The sequence below is a fragment of the Vulcanimicrobium alpinum genome (genome assembly GCF_027923555.1).
In the GTDB taxonomy this organism is placed as follows: Bacteria; Vulcanimicrobiota; Vulcanimicrobiia; order Vulcanimicrobiales; family Vulcanimicrobiaceae; genus Vulcanimicrobium; species Vulcanimicrobium alpinum.
The window spans coordinates 3,172,982-3,186,520 of the sequence record NZ_AP025523.1 but is presented as its reverse complement, the minus strand read 5'-3'; the positions used below and the strand labels follow the sequence as shown (position 1 = coordinate 3,186,520).

17 protein-coding genes and 1 pseudogene are annotated in these 13,539 nt (G+C 59.6%); 14 read left to right on the top strand and 4 right to left on the bottom strand.

What is annotated here, in order from left to right; all coding sequences use genetic code 11:
- Positions 1 to 183: 183 nt before the first annotated feature.
- The 9 genes from WPS_RS16320 (at position 184) to WPS_RS16285 (ending at position 7,081) form a co-directional block, all read left to right on the top strand.
- Positions 184 to 1,383: an IS256 family transposase gene (locus WPS_RS16320; protein WP_317995515.1), complete on the top strand. Its 1,200-nt coding sequence runs from the start codon at positions 184 to 186 to the stop codon at positions 1,381 to 1,383.
- A 221-nt stretch (positions 1,384 to 1,604) separates the two neighbouring features.
- Positions 1,605 to 2,831 carry an ISL3 family transposase gene (locus tag WPS_RS16315; protein WP_317994728.1) on the top strand — a complete coding sequence of 409 codons (1,227 nt, stop codon included), beginning with the start codon at positions 1,605 to 1,607 and terminating at the stop codon, positions 2,829 to 2,831.
- 91 nt (positions 2,832 to 2,922) lie between these two features.
- The gene (locus tag WPS_RS16310) at positions 2,923 to 4,140 is read left to right on the top strand and encodes an IS256 family transposase (protein ID WP_317994492.1); all 1,218 of its coding nucleotides are present in this window, start codon (positions 2,923 to 2,925) and stop codon (positions 4,138 to 4,140) included.
- Positions 4,141 to 4,630: 490 nt separating this feature from the next.
- Positions 4,631 to 5,212, top strand: coding sequence for an RNA polymerase sigma factor (locus WPS_RS16305; protein WP_317995514.1), 582 nt, complete (start codon positions 4,631 to 4,633; stop codon positions 5,210 to 5,212).
- A complete protein-coding gene (locus WPS_RS16300; protein ID WP_317995513.1) occupies positions 5,199 to 5,555 on the top strand; it encodes an anti-sigma factor family protein in 357 nt (118 codons plus the stop codon). The genes WPS_RS16305 and WPS_RS16300 overlap by 14 nt, the downstream gene beginning before the upstream one ends.
- Positions 5,548 to 6,216: a mechanosensitive ion channel family protein gene (locus WPS_RS16295; RefSeq protein ID WP_317995512.1), complete on the top strand. Its 669-nt coding sequence runs from the start codon at positions 5,548 to 5,550 to the stop codon at positions 6,214 to 6,216. Before WPS_RS16300 ends, WPS_RS16295 begins: the two co-directional genes overlap by 8 nt.
- A gap of 12 nt (positions 6,217 to 6,228) precedes the next feature.
- Complete coding sequence (locus WPS_RS18300) at positions 6,229 to 6,387, top strand: hypothetical protein (RefSeq protein WP_405054904.1); 159 nt, start codon at positions 6,229 to 6,231, stop codon at positions 6,385 to 6,387.
- 59 nt (positions 6,388 to 6,446) lie between these two features.
- Positions 6,447 to 6,701 (top strand): hypothetical protein, encoded by a 255-nt coding sequence (locus WPS_RS16290; protein ID WP_317995511.1) that lies wholly within the window; start codon positions 6,447 to 6,449, stop codon positions 6,699 to 6,701.
- A gap of 71 nt (positions 6,702 to 6,772) precedes the next feature.
- Positions 6,773 to 7,081, top strand: coding sequence for a hypothetical protein (locus WPS_RS16285; RefSeq protein WP_317995510.1), 309 nt, complete (start codon positions 6,773 to 6,775; stop codon positions 7,079 to 7,081).
- Positions 7,082 to 7,085: 4 nt separating this feature from the next.
- Here WPS_RS16285 and WPS_RS16280 read toward each other — a convergent pair whose 3' ends face one another.
- Together WPS_RS16280 and WPS_RS16275 are read right to left on the bottom strand one after the other, a co-directional pair.
- Positions 7,086 to 8,090, bottom strand: coding sequence for an IS3 family transposase (locus tag WPS_RS16280; RefSeq protein ID WP_317994493.1), 1,005 nt, complete (start codon positions 8,088 to 8,090; stop codon positions 7,086 to 7,088).
- On the bottom strand, positions 8,087 to 8,506 hold the full coding sequence (locus WPS_RS16275) for a transposase (protein ID WP_317994494.1): 420 nt from the start codon (positions 8,504 to 8,506) through the stop codon (positions 8,087 to 8,089). The genes WPS_RS16280 and WPS_RS16275 overlap by 4 nt, the downstream gene beginning before the upstream one ends.
- Positions 8,507 to 8,664: 158 nt before the next feature.
- On the opposite strand from WPS_RS16275, the gene WPS_RS16270 reads away from it, so the two are divergent.
- The 3 genes from WPS_RS16270 (at position 8,665) to WPS_RS16260 (ending at position 10,507) form a co-directional block, all read left to right on the top strand.
- Positions 8,665 to 9,144: a hypothetical protein gene (locus WPS_RS16270; protein WP_317995509.1), complete on the top strand. Its 480-nt coding sequence runs from the start codon at positions 8,665 to 8,667 to the stop codon at positions 9,142 to 9,144.
- Positions 9,141 to 9,374 carry a hypothetical protein gene (locus WPS_RS16265; protein WP_317995508.1) on the top strand — a complete coding sequence of 78 codons (234 nt, stop codon included), beginning with the start codon at positions 9,141 to 9,143 and terminating at the stop codon, positions 9,372 to 9,374. Before WPS_RS16270 ends, WPS_RS16265 begins: the two co-directional genes overlap by 4 nt.
- A gap of 353 nt (positions 9,375 to 9,727) precedes the next feature.
- Positions 9,728 to 10,507, top strand: a complete 780-nt coding sequence (locus WPS_RS16260) for a mechanosensitive ion channel family protein (RefSeq protein WP_317995507.1) — start codon at positions 9,728 to 9,730, stop codon at positions 10,505 to 10,507.
- A 65-nt stretch (positions 10,508 to 10,572) separates the two neighbouring features.
- Here WPS_RS16260 and WPS_RS16255 read toward each other — a convergent pair whose 3' ends face one another.
- A complete protein-coding gene (locus WPS_RS16255; RefSeq protein ID WP_317995506.1) occupies positions 10,573 to 11,418 on the bottom strand; it encodes a transposase in 846 nt (281 codons plus the stop codon).
- Between the two features lie 79 nt (positions 11,419 to 11,497).
- On the opposite strand from WPS_RS16255, the pseudogene WPS_RS16250 reads away from it, so the two are divergent.
- Positions 11,498 to 11,641 (top strand): annotated as a pseudogene (locus tag WPS_RS16250) (DDE-type integrase/transposase/recombinase); the annotation flags it as partial.
- 31 nt (positions 11,642 to 11,672) lie between these two features.
- Here WPS_RS16250 and WPS_RS16245 read toward each other — a convergent pair.
- The gene (locus WPS_RS16245) at positions 11,673 to 12,296 is read right to left on the bottom strand and encodes an integrase core domain-containing protein (protein ID WP_405054903.1); all 624 of its coding nucleotides are present in this window, start codon (positions 12,294 to 12,296) and stop codon (positions 11,673 to 11,675) included.
- Positions 12,297 to 12,313: 17 nt separating this feature from the next.
- On the opposite strand from WPS_RS16245, the gene WPS_RS16240 reads away from it, so the two are divergent.
- Complete coding sequence (locus tag WPS_RS16240; RefSeq protein ID WP_317994492.1) at positions 12,314 to 13,531, top strand: IS256 family transposase; 1,218 nt, start codon at positions 12,314 to 12,316, stop codon at positions 13,529 to 13,531.
- Positions 13,532 to 13,539 lie beyond the last annotated feature (8 nt).

Here is a 13,539-nt window from a genome sequence, read left to right as displayed (position 1 = left end):
GTGACCTACGATGTCGCGCGCGCGAGCATTGATCGGATCAGTTCGTCGCGCTCGCTCGGCCCGGCGGATCGTGTCCCGGCCCGTGGTGTATGAGAGGGTCGCCCTTGTAGCATAGAGAGCGGCCATCGTGGCTTTCGGCGAAGGTTGTTTTTGCAACAAATAACCGACCGAAAGGGATCCACGATGGCCAAACCCAGTATCGCACTTTCCGAGCTCGTCGAAAAGGGCGGCGACGTCGACTTCGTTCGCGAGATGCTCCAGTACGCCGCGCAGCGGATCATGGAGATCGATGTTGAGGAACTCTGCGGCTTGCCCTACGGCGAGCGCGGCCCCGGCCGACAGAACGCCCGCAACGGCTTCCGCGAGCGCCAATGGGAGACGCGTTCCGGCACGATCGGACTGCGCATCCCCAAGTTGCGCAAAGGTAGCTACTTCCCCGCGTTCCTCGAGCCGCGCCGCACGGCGGAGAAGGCGCTCACCGCCGTCATCCAAGAGGCCTACATCCAGGGCATCTCCACGCGCTCGGTCGACGAGCTCGTCAAGGCGATGGGGATGACAGGCATCTCCAAGAGTCAGGTCTCACGGCTGTGCGAAGAGATCGACGAACGCGTGAACGCATTTCTTACCCGGCCGATCGAAGGCGACTGGCCCTATCTTTGGATCGACGCGACGTACGTGAAGACGCGCTCCGGCGGACGCATCGTCTCGGTCGCCGTGATACTGGCCGTCGGCGTAAACACCGATGGGACACGGGAATTGTTGGGCCTCGCGGTTGGTCCGAGCGAAGCAGAGCCGTTCTGGATCGACTTTCTTCGCAGCTTGAGCCGCCGCGGATTGCGCGGTGTCAAGCTCGTCATTTCCGACTCGCATGTCGGCCTGAAAGCGGCCATCGCGAAAGTATTCAAAGCAACGTGGCAGCGCTGCCGCGTGCATTTTATGCGAAACGCGCTCGCACATGCGGGTAAAGGGCAACGGCAGATGGTCCTCGCGTTGATCAACACGGTATTCGCGCAAGAGACAGCGGAAGCTGCGCACGAGCAATGGCGTATCGTCTCCGAGCAGCTTCGGCAGAAGTTCCCGAAGCTCGCGGCGATGATGGACGACGCCGAGAACGACGTGCTCGCGTACATGGACTTTCCCAAGGCGCACCGCAAGCAGATCGCCTCAACCAATCCGCTCGAACGGGTCAACGCGGAGATCAAGCGGCGCACCGATGTCGTCGGTATCTTCCCGAACGATGCTGCCATCGTACGCCTCGTCGGTGCGCTCCTACTGGAACAGAACGACGAATGGCAACTGCAGCGGCGCTACATGCAACTCGAAGGACTCAGTGCCGTCAGCGATAATCAGCCCGCCAAGCTCTCCGCCGTGATTAACGGCTGAGCGCTACCCTCGCCGAGCCACCGCTCGTACACCACGGCTGGGGACACGATCAATTACAGCGAAGTCGAAATGGAACATGGCGACGTGAAACATGCAAGGAGCCTTTCAAAGCGATCGGCGGAAGGAACGGCCGCGGGCAGAGTCCCTATAATTGATGTGGGTCTTCCGGTTTTGTAGTGGGCGGGCGAGAGGAAATCGGTCGGCCGTCGTAATGCTACGCCATGCGAGACACCGAATTCATCCGCGGGTTGCTGCGCGTCGAAGATCCTTGGGACGTGACCGAATCAAAGCTCGATCTCGAGCGAAATCGGGTCGATGTTCGGCTTGAATGGCAAGGCGCGGGTCGCTGTCCAAAATGCGATCGGGAGTGCCCCAAGCACGATCATCGCGAGCGCGTCTGGCGTGACCTCGATCTGGCCGGCGACCAACTTTTCTTGCACGCCTCCGTACCCCGGATCGATTGTCCCGAGCACGGCGTCACGACCGTTGCGATTCCCTGGTCAAGCGGTCGCACCGAGTTTACGTCGCGCTTCGAGCGTTTGGCGATCGCCCTCCTACTCGAGATGTCCGTCGCGGCGGTCGCGCGTCGCTTGGGCATCAGCTGGGAGCAAGTCGATTCCATTATGCTCCGGGCGGTCGAGCGCGGTAAGCAGCGGCGACTGCCACGTCTTGTGCGGCATCTCGGCATCGACGAGAAGGCCGTCAAAAAGCGGCATCGGTACTTCACGATCGTGTCCGACTTGGACCGCGGCGAGGTCCTGTGGGTCGGTCGCGGTCGCAAGCGCGAATCGATTGACGCTTTCTACGACGGCCTTTCGCACGAACAACTTCATGCCATTGAGGGCATCGCGATGGATATGTGGCAGCCGTACTTCGAGTCGACCGTAGCACACGTGCCCGATGCGGCACGGAAGATCGTCTTCGATAAGTACCACATCACGGCATATCTCACCAAAGCCGTCGATCTCACTCGTCGAGCGATGATGCGTGACAAGACGCTCGACCGAACGGCATTGAAAGGGACTAAGTATTCCTGGTTGCGCTCGTTTGCGAATCTCGACCGCGACGAACGACGTGATCTGAGCGCCTTGCGGAGCCAGTACAAACGCCTTGGCCGCGCGTGGTCGATGAAGGAGCACTTTACGGAGTTCTGGCGATATCGGCGTGAGTCCGCAGCGCGTCGTTTCTTTGCCGATTGGTACCGGTGGGCGACGCACTCTCAATTGCCCGAAATGATCAGCGTCGCGCGCACGCTCAAACGTCACTTTGCGAACATCATCACGTACATTCGCAAGCCGATCACCAATGCGGCAGCCGAGAGCCTCAACAGCAAGATCCAAATGATCAAATTCCGCGCGCGCGGCTATCGCAATGAGGGCCGATTTGCAGCGGCGATTCTATTCCACTGTGGTGGGCTCGACCTCTTGCCCGCCCACCCGAAGTCCTGAAGCGCCATTGATGTAAATTCAGCGGGCGGGTAGCCACCGCTCCGGTTCGAAGATTGACGTTGACAACACTTCAATCGAAAGGACCGGAACGGTGGCCGATTACGATCTTACCCTATCCCGCGACGCGATTCCAGCGTTGCTCGATCAACCTGCGGCGCTCGGGAAGCTCGTCGAAACGATTTTGAACCAAGTGCTCGAGGCGCAGATGCGCGATCATCTGGGCGCCGAGCGGTACGAACGCTGTCAAGAACGGGAGGGCTATCGGAATGGGTATCGCGATCGACAGCTCTCGACCCGCGTCGGATCGCTGGTCCTGCGCGTGCCGCAAACGCGCGACGGCAGCTTCTCAACCGACATCTTTGAGCGTTATCGCCGCAGCGAACAAGCCTTTGTCGTGGGCCTGATGGAGATGGTCGTCAACGGCGTCTCGACGCGGAAGGTCACGCGGATAACCGAAGGTCTGTGTGGGACGTCGTTTTCGAAGTCGACGGTCAGTCGCCTCGCGAAGGCCCTTGACGAGCCGGTCGCGGGATTCTTGAATCGTCGGCTTGATGCGGCGTACCCGTTCATCATCGTTGACGCGCTCTTTACGAAGGTGCGCACCGACAAGAGCGTCGTCAGCAAAGCGCTCCTCATCGCGAGCGGCATTCGCGCTGACGGATACCGAGAAATCCTTGGTCTTTCGATCGGCGATTCGGAGAGCTTTGCGACGTGGAACGAGTTCTTTCGCGGCCTCAAAGCACGCGGCTTGCACGGCGTCGACGTTGCCGTCTCCGACAATCACTCGGGCTTACGCGAGGCGATCGCCAAGCAATTCGTCGGCGCGACATGGCAGCGCTGCCAGTTCCACGTGATGAAGAACTTGCTCGATCACGCGCCCAAGAAAGAACGCGAAAACGTAACCGCTGCAGCTCGGCTGATCTTTCTCGCAACTGATCGCAAAGAGGCTGAGCGTCGATATGCGGAATTCATGGCCCGCTTCGCAGAAACAGCGCCGAAGTCGTGCGTGTGCTTGGAAGGAGCGTTCGAAGACATGTTTGCGATCTTGCCGCTGCCGGAGAAATATCGTCGGCGACTGCGCACGAGCAACATGCAAGAGCGGCTCAATGAAGAGATTCGTCGCCGGGAGAAAGTCATTCGCATTTTCCCAAACGACGCCGCAGCGATTCGCATGGTCGGCGCGTTACTCTCCGAGCAAAACGACGAATGGTTAAGCCGAGCCTACTTCGACATGACCGAATACTTCGAATGGAAAGCAACGACGGTGGCCAAGCCGGCCGCCGTAAAACGAGACAGACGAGCAGCCTAACTTACGCGATCGACGAACCGGAATTACAGCAGATTTGGGACTTGACTCGGCCGCGGTAATGATGTCTTTACAATACAGGCCTGAAGTCGCTCGGCGTGAGACGTGAATCACACTTTAAGTTGCAACCAATCCAGGCTTGCTTCAAAGCCGTTGCACGGCCTGTCTAAAATGGCCTGCAAGTCGTGCATCACTTTACTATTTTGCGAAGCCAGCGATCGCGGGGTGCGCCGCGCAAAGGCAAACCAACGAGCCGTGCGAACATATGTTCGATGCCCGAGACTCAGGCCTGACGCCATGCTCAGCGCGCGAGGTCGCGGTAGGATCGAGCCGGCGGCCGATCTTCGATGAGCAGTGTTGACATAGTAGGCTATGGACACGTGGGTAAGCGATTAGCTGTCCAGGAAGTCGGCGACCTCAGCATCATCATCCTCGGCGCGAACGTGACAAGCGGGATCACTTCGAGTGTCTTCCGAGTTAGGAGCAAGCAACGATGGAGGACGAGGCGCTTATTGCTCGTGCTCGTCGGGGCGATCTCGCGGCAGCGAGTGAACTCCTCCGGCGCCATGAGAAAGCCGCCTATAGCGCCGCGCTACGTCTGGTTGGTAGGCGGACCGAAGCGGAAGATATCGCGCAGGAGGCACTCGTGCGAGCCTACACTCATCTCTCGGAACTCGACGACGATTCGACGTTTGGAGCCTGGTTACGGCGAATCGCCGTCAATTTGAGTCTTAACGCCTTGCGTCGACGCGGGCGCATACAATTCGAATCACTTGACACCAGCCCCGCGTCGTTCGATGCGGTGGATCAATTCGAGCCCGCACCTGAAGAACGGGCGATCAATGCAAGTGAGGTCACCGGCATGGACGCACTCTTTGAACGCCTTCCTCTCGAACAGCGCGTCGCCGTGGTTCTCAGCGATGTGTACGACTACGACATCGTCGACGTTGCTACATTATCACGCTGTACGCTCTCGGCCGCGAAGATGCGTATCGTTCGCGGCCGAGCAACGCTCCGCGAACTGCTTCGAGACCAAGCCGAGCCGAAGGCGCTCTTATTTCATGAAACGCTTTGAGCACCACCCCAATATCATCGAAATTGGCACGACGGCATTTGAAAATCGCGTCGCTACACAATTGCATCTCGCGAAATGTTCCTCGTGCCGTACGCGGCTAGCTGAACTTGAGCAAGTCCGCCAGGCTTTAGCTTCCACCGCGTCGATCGACCTGACGCCAAGTCGCGTTTTAACCGACAGCGCTCTCAGGCAACTGCGTCGCCAGAAGACTAACGTCGCTAGGGTTAACCGTCTTCTTTCTGTGGTCAGTGCTATTTTCGCAGCTTTTGCCGTGCTCCTACCTCGACACAAAGCGGCCGCCGCAGCGCCCATAGTCTCAAAAGAGGCGGCCGAACATGATTGACGCCGGCCGCATTTTCGGTCGTGACGTCGAAGCCGTCGTGGGTTACCTCCCGCACCTTATCGGCGCCGTTATTATCCTCGCGGTGGGGAGCCTTCTCGCTTGGCTCATCAGCCGCGCCGTCGCAGCCGTCCTAACACGTCTTGGACTCGATCGACGGGTTGCGGATACCGGATTTCGCGAGAATTTGGTCCGTGTCGGGCTCCGCGAGCGGCCCGCGCGGTTAGTAGCCCGCTTGGTGTTGCTCATCGTCTGGCTTGCGACGCTGGTGCAGGTCGTCGATGCACTGGAGCTCACACCGCTCTCTGCGGCTTTACGGAGCCTATTAGACTACACGCCACATCTCGTCGTAGCCGTCGCGATTGTCCTCGTCGGCATCATCGCCGGCGATGCGCTCGCGCGTGCGACGACGGCCACGTTAGCCCGCACTGGCATTCTGTATCCGACCATCGCCGGCACGTTGATGCGCGCGATCGTCACGACCGTCGCCGCTCTCATGGCGTTACAGCAGCTTACGATCGAATCAAGCTTTCTTTTCGACGTGTTGCTGCTGCTGCTCGGCGCTGCCGCCCTATCCGCCGCGATCGCCTCCGGCTACGGGGCACGGACGTTCTTTGAAAACGTGGTCGCCTCACGGTACGTCGAAGAGAATTTCAAAATCTGAGACGGCATCACCGTGGACGGCGCCAGCGGCGTCCTCGAGCGCGTCGGGATGACGAATGTCGTCATACGGACGAGCGAGCGAGGGAGGGTCGTCCTGCCAAATCGCATTCTCGCACGATATGCCGTCCATAGCGACGCGCCGAAAAGCGCAGGTTTTCACGCCGAGATGTGACTATCGCTACGACGCGCGTGTCCTAATAATAGAAAACACACCGCTACGAGGAGTGCAACATGGGTCTCAAAGATGAGCTCGGCAAGGCCGTTGACAACGTGAAGGATGCCGCCAGCAAGGCAGTTGACAATATTAAAGACGCCGCCAACGAAGCTTCGCATAAGACTGCCTCCGAGGCGGAGCAAGGCAAACGCGACGTCGCGGGCGATCAGATGACCACACGTGAGAAGGCCGGCTCGATGCTAAATCAGGCCAAAGAGTCTGTTCAGGGTGATATCGCTGCGACGAAGCGAGACGTCCGGAACAACACCTAACCGAGGCTCGATCTTGGTCTGCCGACAAAGCGCGCTTCGTCGGCAACCACACTTTATTTTAGGAGCCTATCATGGTCGAGTCTCGCCTCGCACCTCAGATTTCTGGTGCCTTTCGTCGCATTTCGTGGGGAGCGATCTTCGCTGGCCTTTTTGTGGCGCTCGCGACACAGTTGCTCCTGAGCATTCTCGGCGTCGGAATCGGCGCGAGCACGATTCATATTGGCTCAAGCGATAGTGCGTCGGCGAGCGGCCTCGAGATCGGTAGTGCCATTTGGTTCTTTTTCTCAATTCTGATCGCGCTCTTTGTCGGCGGCTGGGTCGCCGGCACGGTTCGGAATCTGTCAAGGTGTTTGGTCCTGTTAGTCATCTGCTTTTTGTGAGCGCCTACACGGCGACCCCGTCGTGAGCGGGCGGATTTATCCACACCGCGGGCGGTAACACGATCCGCTTTGGCGATCCGCCGATGAATCGTTCCGGTTTGGCGCGGTAAGCCGCGAGCATCACGTCGTGTCTGGCGGCGAGCACGCGGTCCGCCTGGCCGTGATGCACCATTGCCGGCGTCAGCATCGCGATTCCGGAGTGCCGGTGCTCGTTGTTGTACCAGGTCATGAACTCACCAACGAAATCGTGCCCGTGCTCAAACGACCCAAATCGATCGGGGAATTCGGGATGGTACTTCAGCGTGCGGAACTGGGACTCCGAGAAGGGGTTATCGTCGCTAACGTGCGGACGGCTGTGCGAACGTACGACGCCGAGCTTGTCCATCAGGGCGCACACGGGTTGCGCCGTCATCTCCGCGCCGCGATCGGCGTGAACGATCGCGTGCCCGGGCTGGATGCCTTCACGTTCCAGCGTCTGCGCGATGAAGTGCCGTGCGAGTTCGGCGTTGGCCCGATGCACGAGCATCCAGCCGACGACAAACCGGCTGAAGATGTCGAGCATCACCAGCAGCGAGAACCACTCACCCGGGTGCGGGCCGCGCAGCTTCGTGATATCCCACGAGAAAACTTGACGCGGACCGGTGGCCACCAGTTCGGGCTTACGGTACTCCGGATGACGTGCAATACGGCGACGTTCGCGCACCTCCGCGTTTGCTCGCAGCAGGCGGTACATCGTGCTCACCGAGCACAGGTAGATACCTTCGTCCAGCAAGGTCGCGTGGATCGTCGCCGGCGCGCGATCGGCAAACCGCTCGCCATGCAGCACCGCGAGCACCTCAGCTTGCTCGTGTTCGCTCAGTGCTCTTCTCGAGCGCCGGCGCGAGATCACGGACGGAAGTCGTTCCGGCGTGCCGTTTAGGCGGCGCCGCAGCGTCGAGCGGCTGATGCCCGCTGCAGTGCACAACGCGCGCTGCGGAATCTCGTGGGCAAGTTCCAGCGCCGCACTCATTCTGCGTTCTCGTTCGTCTCGGGGCTCTCCAGATCGACGCCCAGGAGCCCCGCAAATTTTTTTTGGATATCGTTTATGAGCTCGGCGCGCGCCAACTGGCGACGGAGTTTCCGGTTTTCCCGCTCGAGTTCTTTGAGCCGCTGCGCAACCTCGTCGGCTTGCATTTTGGCTTTTGCACGTTGGCGCACCGCACCTGGATCGAGGTCGCCTTGATCGCGCTGCCTTCGCCAGGCATAGAGCTGCGATGAGTAAATACCTTCGCGCCGGAGAAACGCTCCGATCGTGCCGGCTGGACGCGCATCAGCCTCGCGCACGATGCGCAGCTTCTCGGCGGCGGAGAACCGACGTCGCTGAGGTTTTTGGGGTGAACTGGTTGCCTTGATTTCCGTTGAAACGGTTCCGTTCGAGGACTGCATCTGTTGCAGGACTTTCTCGCCCCCGCGTGCTTTGCATCGTTCCGGATGTTTTCCACAGTATCCCCGTTATCCACAGCTCTGCTGCTGCGACGAACGTTGTACAAAAAACTCCCTATGCTACCGGTACCACTCTATCTTGACACGGGGGGGTTGCGGGCATGCCTCGCCGCATTGAAGGGTTGCTCCACGGAATCGTCGTGTGGAGCCTAACGACCCTGGTCACCGTGTATTTGCTCACAACGGCGATCGGCGGCATTCTTGGTGGAGCAACGGGCCTTCTCGGAAAAGTTGTGGGCGCCGCGGGAACAGGGGCGGCGGGGGCGGCGCCTGCCATCTCTTCGGCAGTCGGCACGCAATTGAAAAAGAACGGCATCACGGTCGATACCGTCACGAGCAAAGTCCAAACGATCCTCAGACAGACCGGCAATCCTAAACTCTCACCCGAAGCGCTTAAGGCGCAGGCTCAGCATCAAGGTAATCTCGCAAAAAGTACCGCCGGGGCATCGGCGCAACATCCACAGGCGACGCACCAAAACGTGAACGAGCTCGTGTATCGCTTCTTACATGATACGGGGGCGACGTCGCGAGCCGCCGATCGTCAAGCGCTCATCAACGTCGTCGCTCGCAGCAACACGTGAGCAAGGCGCAGGCGACGAAGACCGTCGATAGCTGGGCACAGGAAGCCGCTGCTGCCCAGCAGCAAGCGAAGGCTGCCGAAACTGCGGTCGGGCAGAAGGTGCAACAGGTGGCGAATGCCACGGCGCAAAGCCTTTCAAGGACCGCGCTTAGCGCTTTTTTCCTTCTCCTCATCGGTGCAATTGCAGCTGCGGTGGGGGGATGGTTTAGCACTCGTCCTGAATTTACCTAAACGGCATGCAGCGTGTCGCGCTCGACCTCGGCCTCTATCCGATGACATCGGCAAATGGTACCTCAGGCTCGTCAGTCGCCACCGCATGTGCCCAACACTCGTGCCTGGGCTTACAAAATTCGTTACTCTCGCCCGCTCCCCGAAGAAGACAAGAACGGTCAAGCGCGCCGAACCGTCTTTGACCTCGTTCGCGAAGGCCGCATGTACCGCTGAAAGCTCGAAACGAGTTCTTAAAAAACAATCGCTCCAAGGCATAAAGGCATAGCCTCTATCGTTTAGCAACTGAAAACCAGCAATTTTTGTTATACGCGGAGCGTTATGATCTCGCACTCCACGCTTGATAAGGATCCTCTATGACGACTGTCACCGATTGGACTGCAGGTCTCATAACCGGCTTAACGGCTGGCCTATCGCATTTCTTCGCAGCGATTCCGAACATTTTGGGCGCTCTCATCTTACTCATCATCGGCTGGGTCATCGCCGGAATCGTGGGCGGCCTCGTTACGAAGCTTGCTCAAGGTGTGCATGTCGACACTGTCGGCAACCGCGTCGGTGTAAATAACTTTCTGGAGAAAAGCGGCTCGAAACTGAAGGCCAGCAACGTTATCGGCGAGATTGTGAAGTGGGTCGTTCGGCTCGTTTTCATCGAGATGGCCGCCGAACAGCTCGGCATGCCGCAAATCTCGATCATCATCAACCAGATTCTAGGCTTCATCCCGAACATTCTCGTCGCTATGGTCATTCTCGGTGTCGGTGCTTTCTTAGGACAGTTGCTCGGCGCAATCGTGCGCGGCGCTGCGAGCGAAGCGATGGTCGGCAATTCGGGGTTGCTCGCGAAACTGACCTCGGGCGCAGTGATGGCATTCGCCATCATTGCTGCACTCAACGAACTCAATGTTGCTCCGGTCGTCGTCAACACCTTATATATCGGACTCGTTTCGGCGCTCGCGTTGGCACTTGGTCTCGCATTCGGGCTCGGTGGTCGCGAGACGGCCGCACGGTTGACCGAGAAATGGTCTGGTCAGCTCGAGACGACGGTGACAAAAATACAAGCGATCCAAGAGTCACCTGCAGCCGAAGCTTCCGCTCATGTGGCGAATGCGTCAGCTAACCCTTCGATCCGTTCGCGCTAAGAAACGTACGAGAGAAAGTCGAGTGTCGTGGAGCGGAATGTGTCAAACATCTTTGAGACCGGAAGTTACGCGGCTTTTAGGAGTTCGGGTCGGTTGATGTAGGTCGTCGGCTCGAGAGCCGGCGGCTCCGGTTGACCGCGAACGAAACGGTCGGGGTTACGTTCCCAAGCGTGCCGGAGAACCGTACGGCGCGCGTCGCGCCGCTGCTCGGCGCGTCCATGATGCACGTCGCTCGGCGTGAGTAGCGCAATGCCCGTGTGCCCCGGTGCCGGGCTCGCCGGCGCTGCAGTGGCTGGGCCAGCGAGAACGTTCAAATGCTTGGTGCCATCGGCATCTGCCCCAATCACCACGAGCAACACGCGCCGTTCGTCAGCGGGGCCGGCGCCAAGATGGATGCCGTCGACCCACAGGTACACGTAGCGATTGCCATCGAGGCGGCGTTTCTTCCACGTGTCGTACTCCGCACCGAATTCGGCGTTCACGCGAGCGATCGTCGAAGCCGAAAGCGGAGCTTCTGCGCCGAGTAATCCGCGCAGCGTCGGCTCGAAATCGCGATGCGCGAGGCCTTCGATCCACAGCTGATGGATCGTCTTGTCGATCGACGGAAGCCGACGTCGGTATTTGGGGATCAGCGCTGACTCGTGCGCAACGCCGCGAACGCGCGGACGGCGGATCGCGATAGGGCCGATGCTCGCGGTGACCATCCGCTCGGGGTCGTGCCCATCGCGGAAACCAATGCGCTTGCCGTCTCGGCGTTCGTAACGGAGTCGGCCGAGTAACTCATCGACCTCCGCTTCGAGGTACGATTGGACGAGTTCGGCGACTTTGGCCCGGCACAATTCGTCCAGTTCGACTGAAAAGTCGCGCTCGGGCTTGGCAACGGGATCTGGTTTGGGGTAAACTTTCTTCAAGGCGTAGCTCCTTTGGTGTTAGCAACCGGAGGCTACGCCGCTTCTTTTTCAATTTCCCCGAAAATCGTCACGAGCTCCGCTCAAACCCGCGCTAGCAAATCGCCGACCCGCTCCCGGCCTGCTGTTCCATTCCGATCGTGGAAGCCAATATGCAAGCGGCGACTACCGTGCGCTGCTCGAGCAATTCTCCATCACAGCGAGCATGAGCGGGAAGGGCGAGTGTCGGAATGTGTCAACATCTTTGAGACCGGAAGTTACGCGGCTTTTAGGAGTTCGGGTCGGTTGATGTAGGTCGTCGGCTCGAGAGCCGGCGGCTCCGGTTGACCGCGAACGAAACGGTCGGGGTTACGTTCCCAAGCGTGCCGGAGAACCGTACGGCGCGCGTCGCGCCGCTGCTCGGCGCGTCCATGATGCACGTCGCTCGGCGTGAGTAGCGCAATGCCCGTGTGCCGGTGCTCGTTGTTGTACCATTTTACGAATCGACCACACCAGGCGCGTGCCTCCTCGATCGTCTCAAAGTGCTCGGGATACGACGGCCCGTACTTGAGCGTCTTGAAGAGCGACTCGCTGAACGGGTTGTCGTTCGAAACGTGCGGGCGCGAGTGACTGCGCGTGACCGCCAGATCGCTGAAAAGCTGCGCGAGCGTCTTGGACGTCATCGCCGCGCCGTTGTCGCCGTGCACCGTGAGCTGCGACGTGTCGACGCGTTGCGCCGTGAATGTCTGGGCGAAGAGCTCCTCGGCCAGTTGCGCGTCTTCGCGCGCCTCCACGCGCCAACCGACGAGGTACCGACTGGGCAGAGTCCCTATAATTGATGTAAATTCAGCGGGCGGGTAGCCACCGCTCCGGTTCGAAGATTGACGTTGACAACACTTCAATCGAAAGGACCGGAACGGTGGCCGATTACGATCTTACCCTATCCCGCGACGCGATTCCAGCGTTGCTCGATCAACCTGCGGCGCTCGGGAAGCTCGTCGAAACGATTTTGAACCAAGTGCTCGAGGCGCAGATGCGCGATCATCTGGGCGCCGAGCGGTACGAACGCTGTCAAGAACGGGAGGGCTATCGGAATGGGTATCGCGATCGACAGCTCTCGACCCGCGTCGGATCGCTGGTCCTGCGCGTGCCGCAGACGCGCGACGGCAGCTTCTCAACCGACATCTTCGAGCGTTATCGCCGCAGCGAACAAGCCTTTGTCGTGGGCCTGATGGAGATGGTCGTCAACGGCGTCTCGACGCGGAAGGTCACGCGGATAACCGAAGGTCTGTGTGGGACGTCGTTTTCGAAATCGACGGTCAGTCGCCTCGCGAAGGCCCTTGACGAGCCGGTCGCGGGATTCTTGAATCGTCGGCTTGATGCGGCGTACCCGTTCATCATCGTTGACGCGCTCTTTACGAAGGTGCGCACCGACAAGAGCGTCGTCAGCAAAGCGCTCCTCATCGCGAGCGGCATTCGCGCTGACGGATACCGAGAAATCCTTGGTCTTTCGATCGGCGATTCGGAGAGCTTTGCGACGTGGAACGAGTTCTTTCGCGGCCTCAAAGCACGCGGCTTGCACGGCGTCGACGTTGCCGTCTCCGACAATCACTCGGGCTTGCGTGAGGCGATCGCCAAGCAATTCGTCGGCGCGACGTGGCAGCGTTGCCAGTTCCACGTGATGAAGAACTTGCTCGATCACGCGCCCAAGAAAGAACGGGAAAACGTAACCGCTGCAGCTCGGCTGATCTTCCTCGCAACTGATCGCAAAGAGGCCGAGCGTCGATATGCGGAATTCATGGCCCGCTTCGCAGAAACGGCGCCCAAGTCGTGCGTGTGCTTGGAAGGAGCGTTCGAAGACATGTTTGCGATCTTGCCGCTGCCGGAGAAATATCGCCGGCGACTGCGCACGAGCAACATGCAAGAGCGGCTCAATGAAGAGATTCGTCGCCGGGAGAAAGTCATTCGCATCTTCCCAAACGACGCCGCAGCGATTCGCATGGTCGGCGCGTTACTCTCCGAGCAAAACGACGAATGGTTAAGCCGAGCCTACTTCGACATGACCGAATACTTCGAATGGAAAGCAACGACGGTGGCCAAGCCGGCCGCCGTAAAACGAGACAGACGAGCAGCCTAACTTACGCG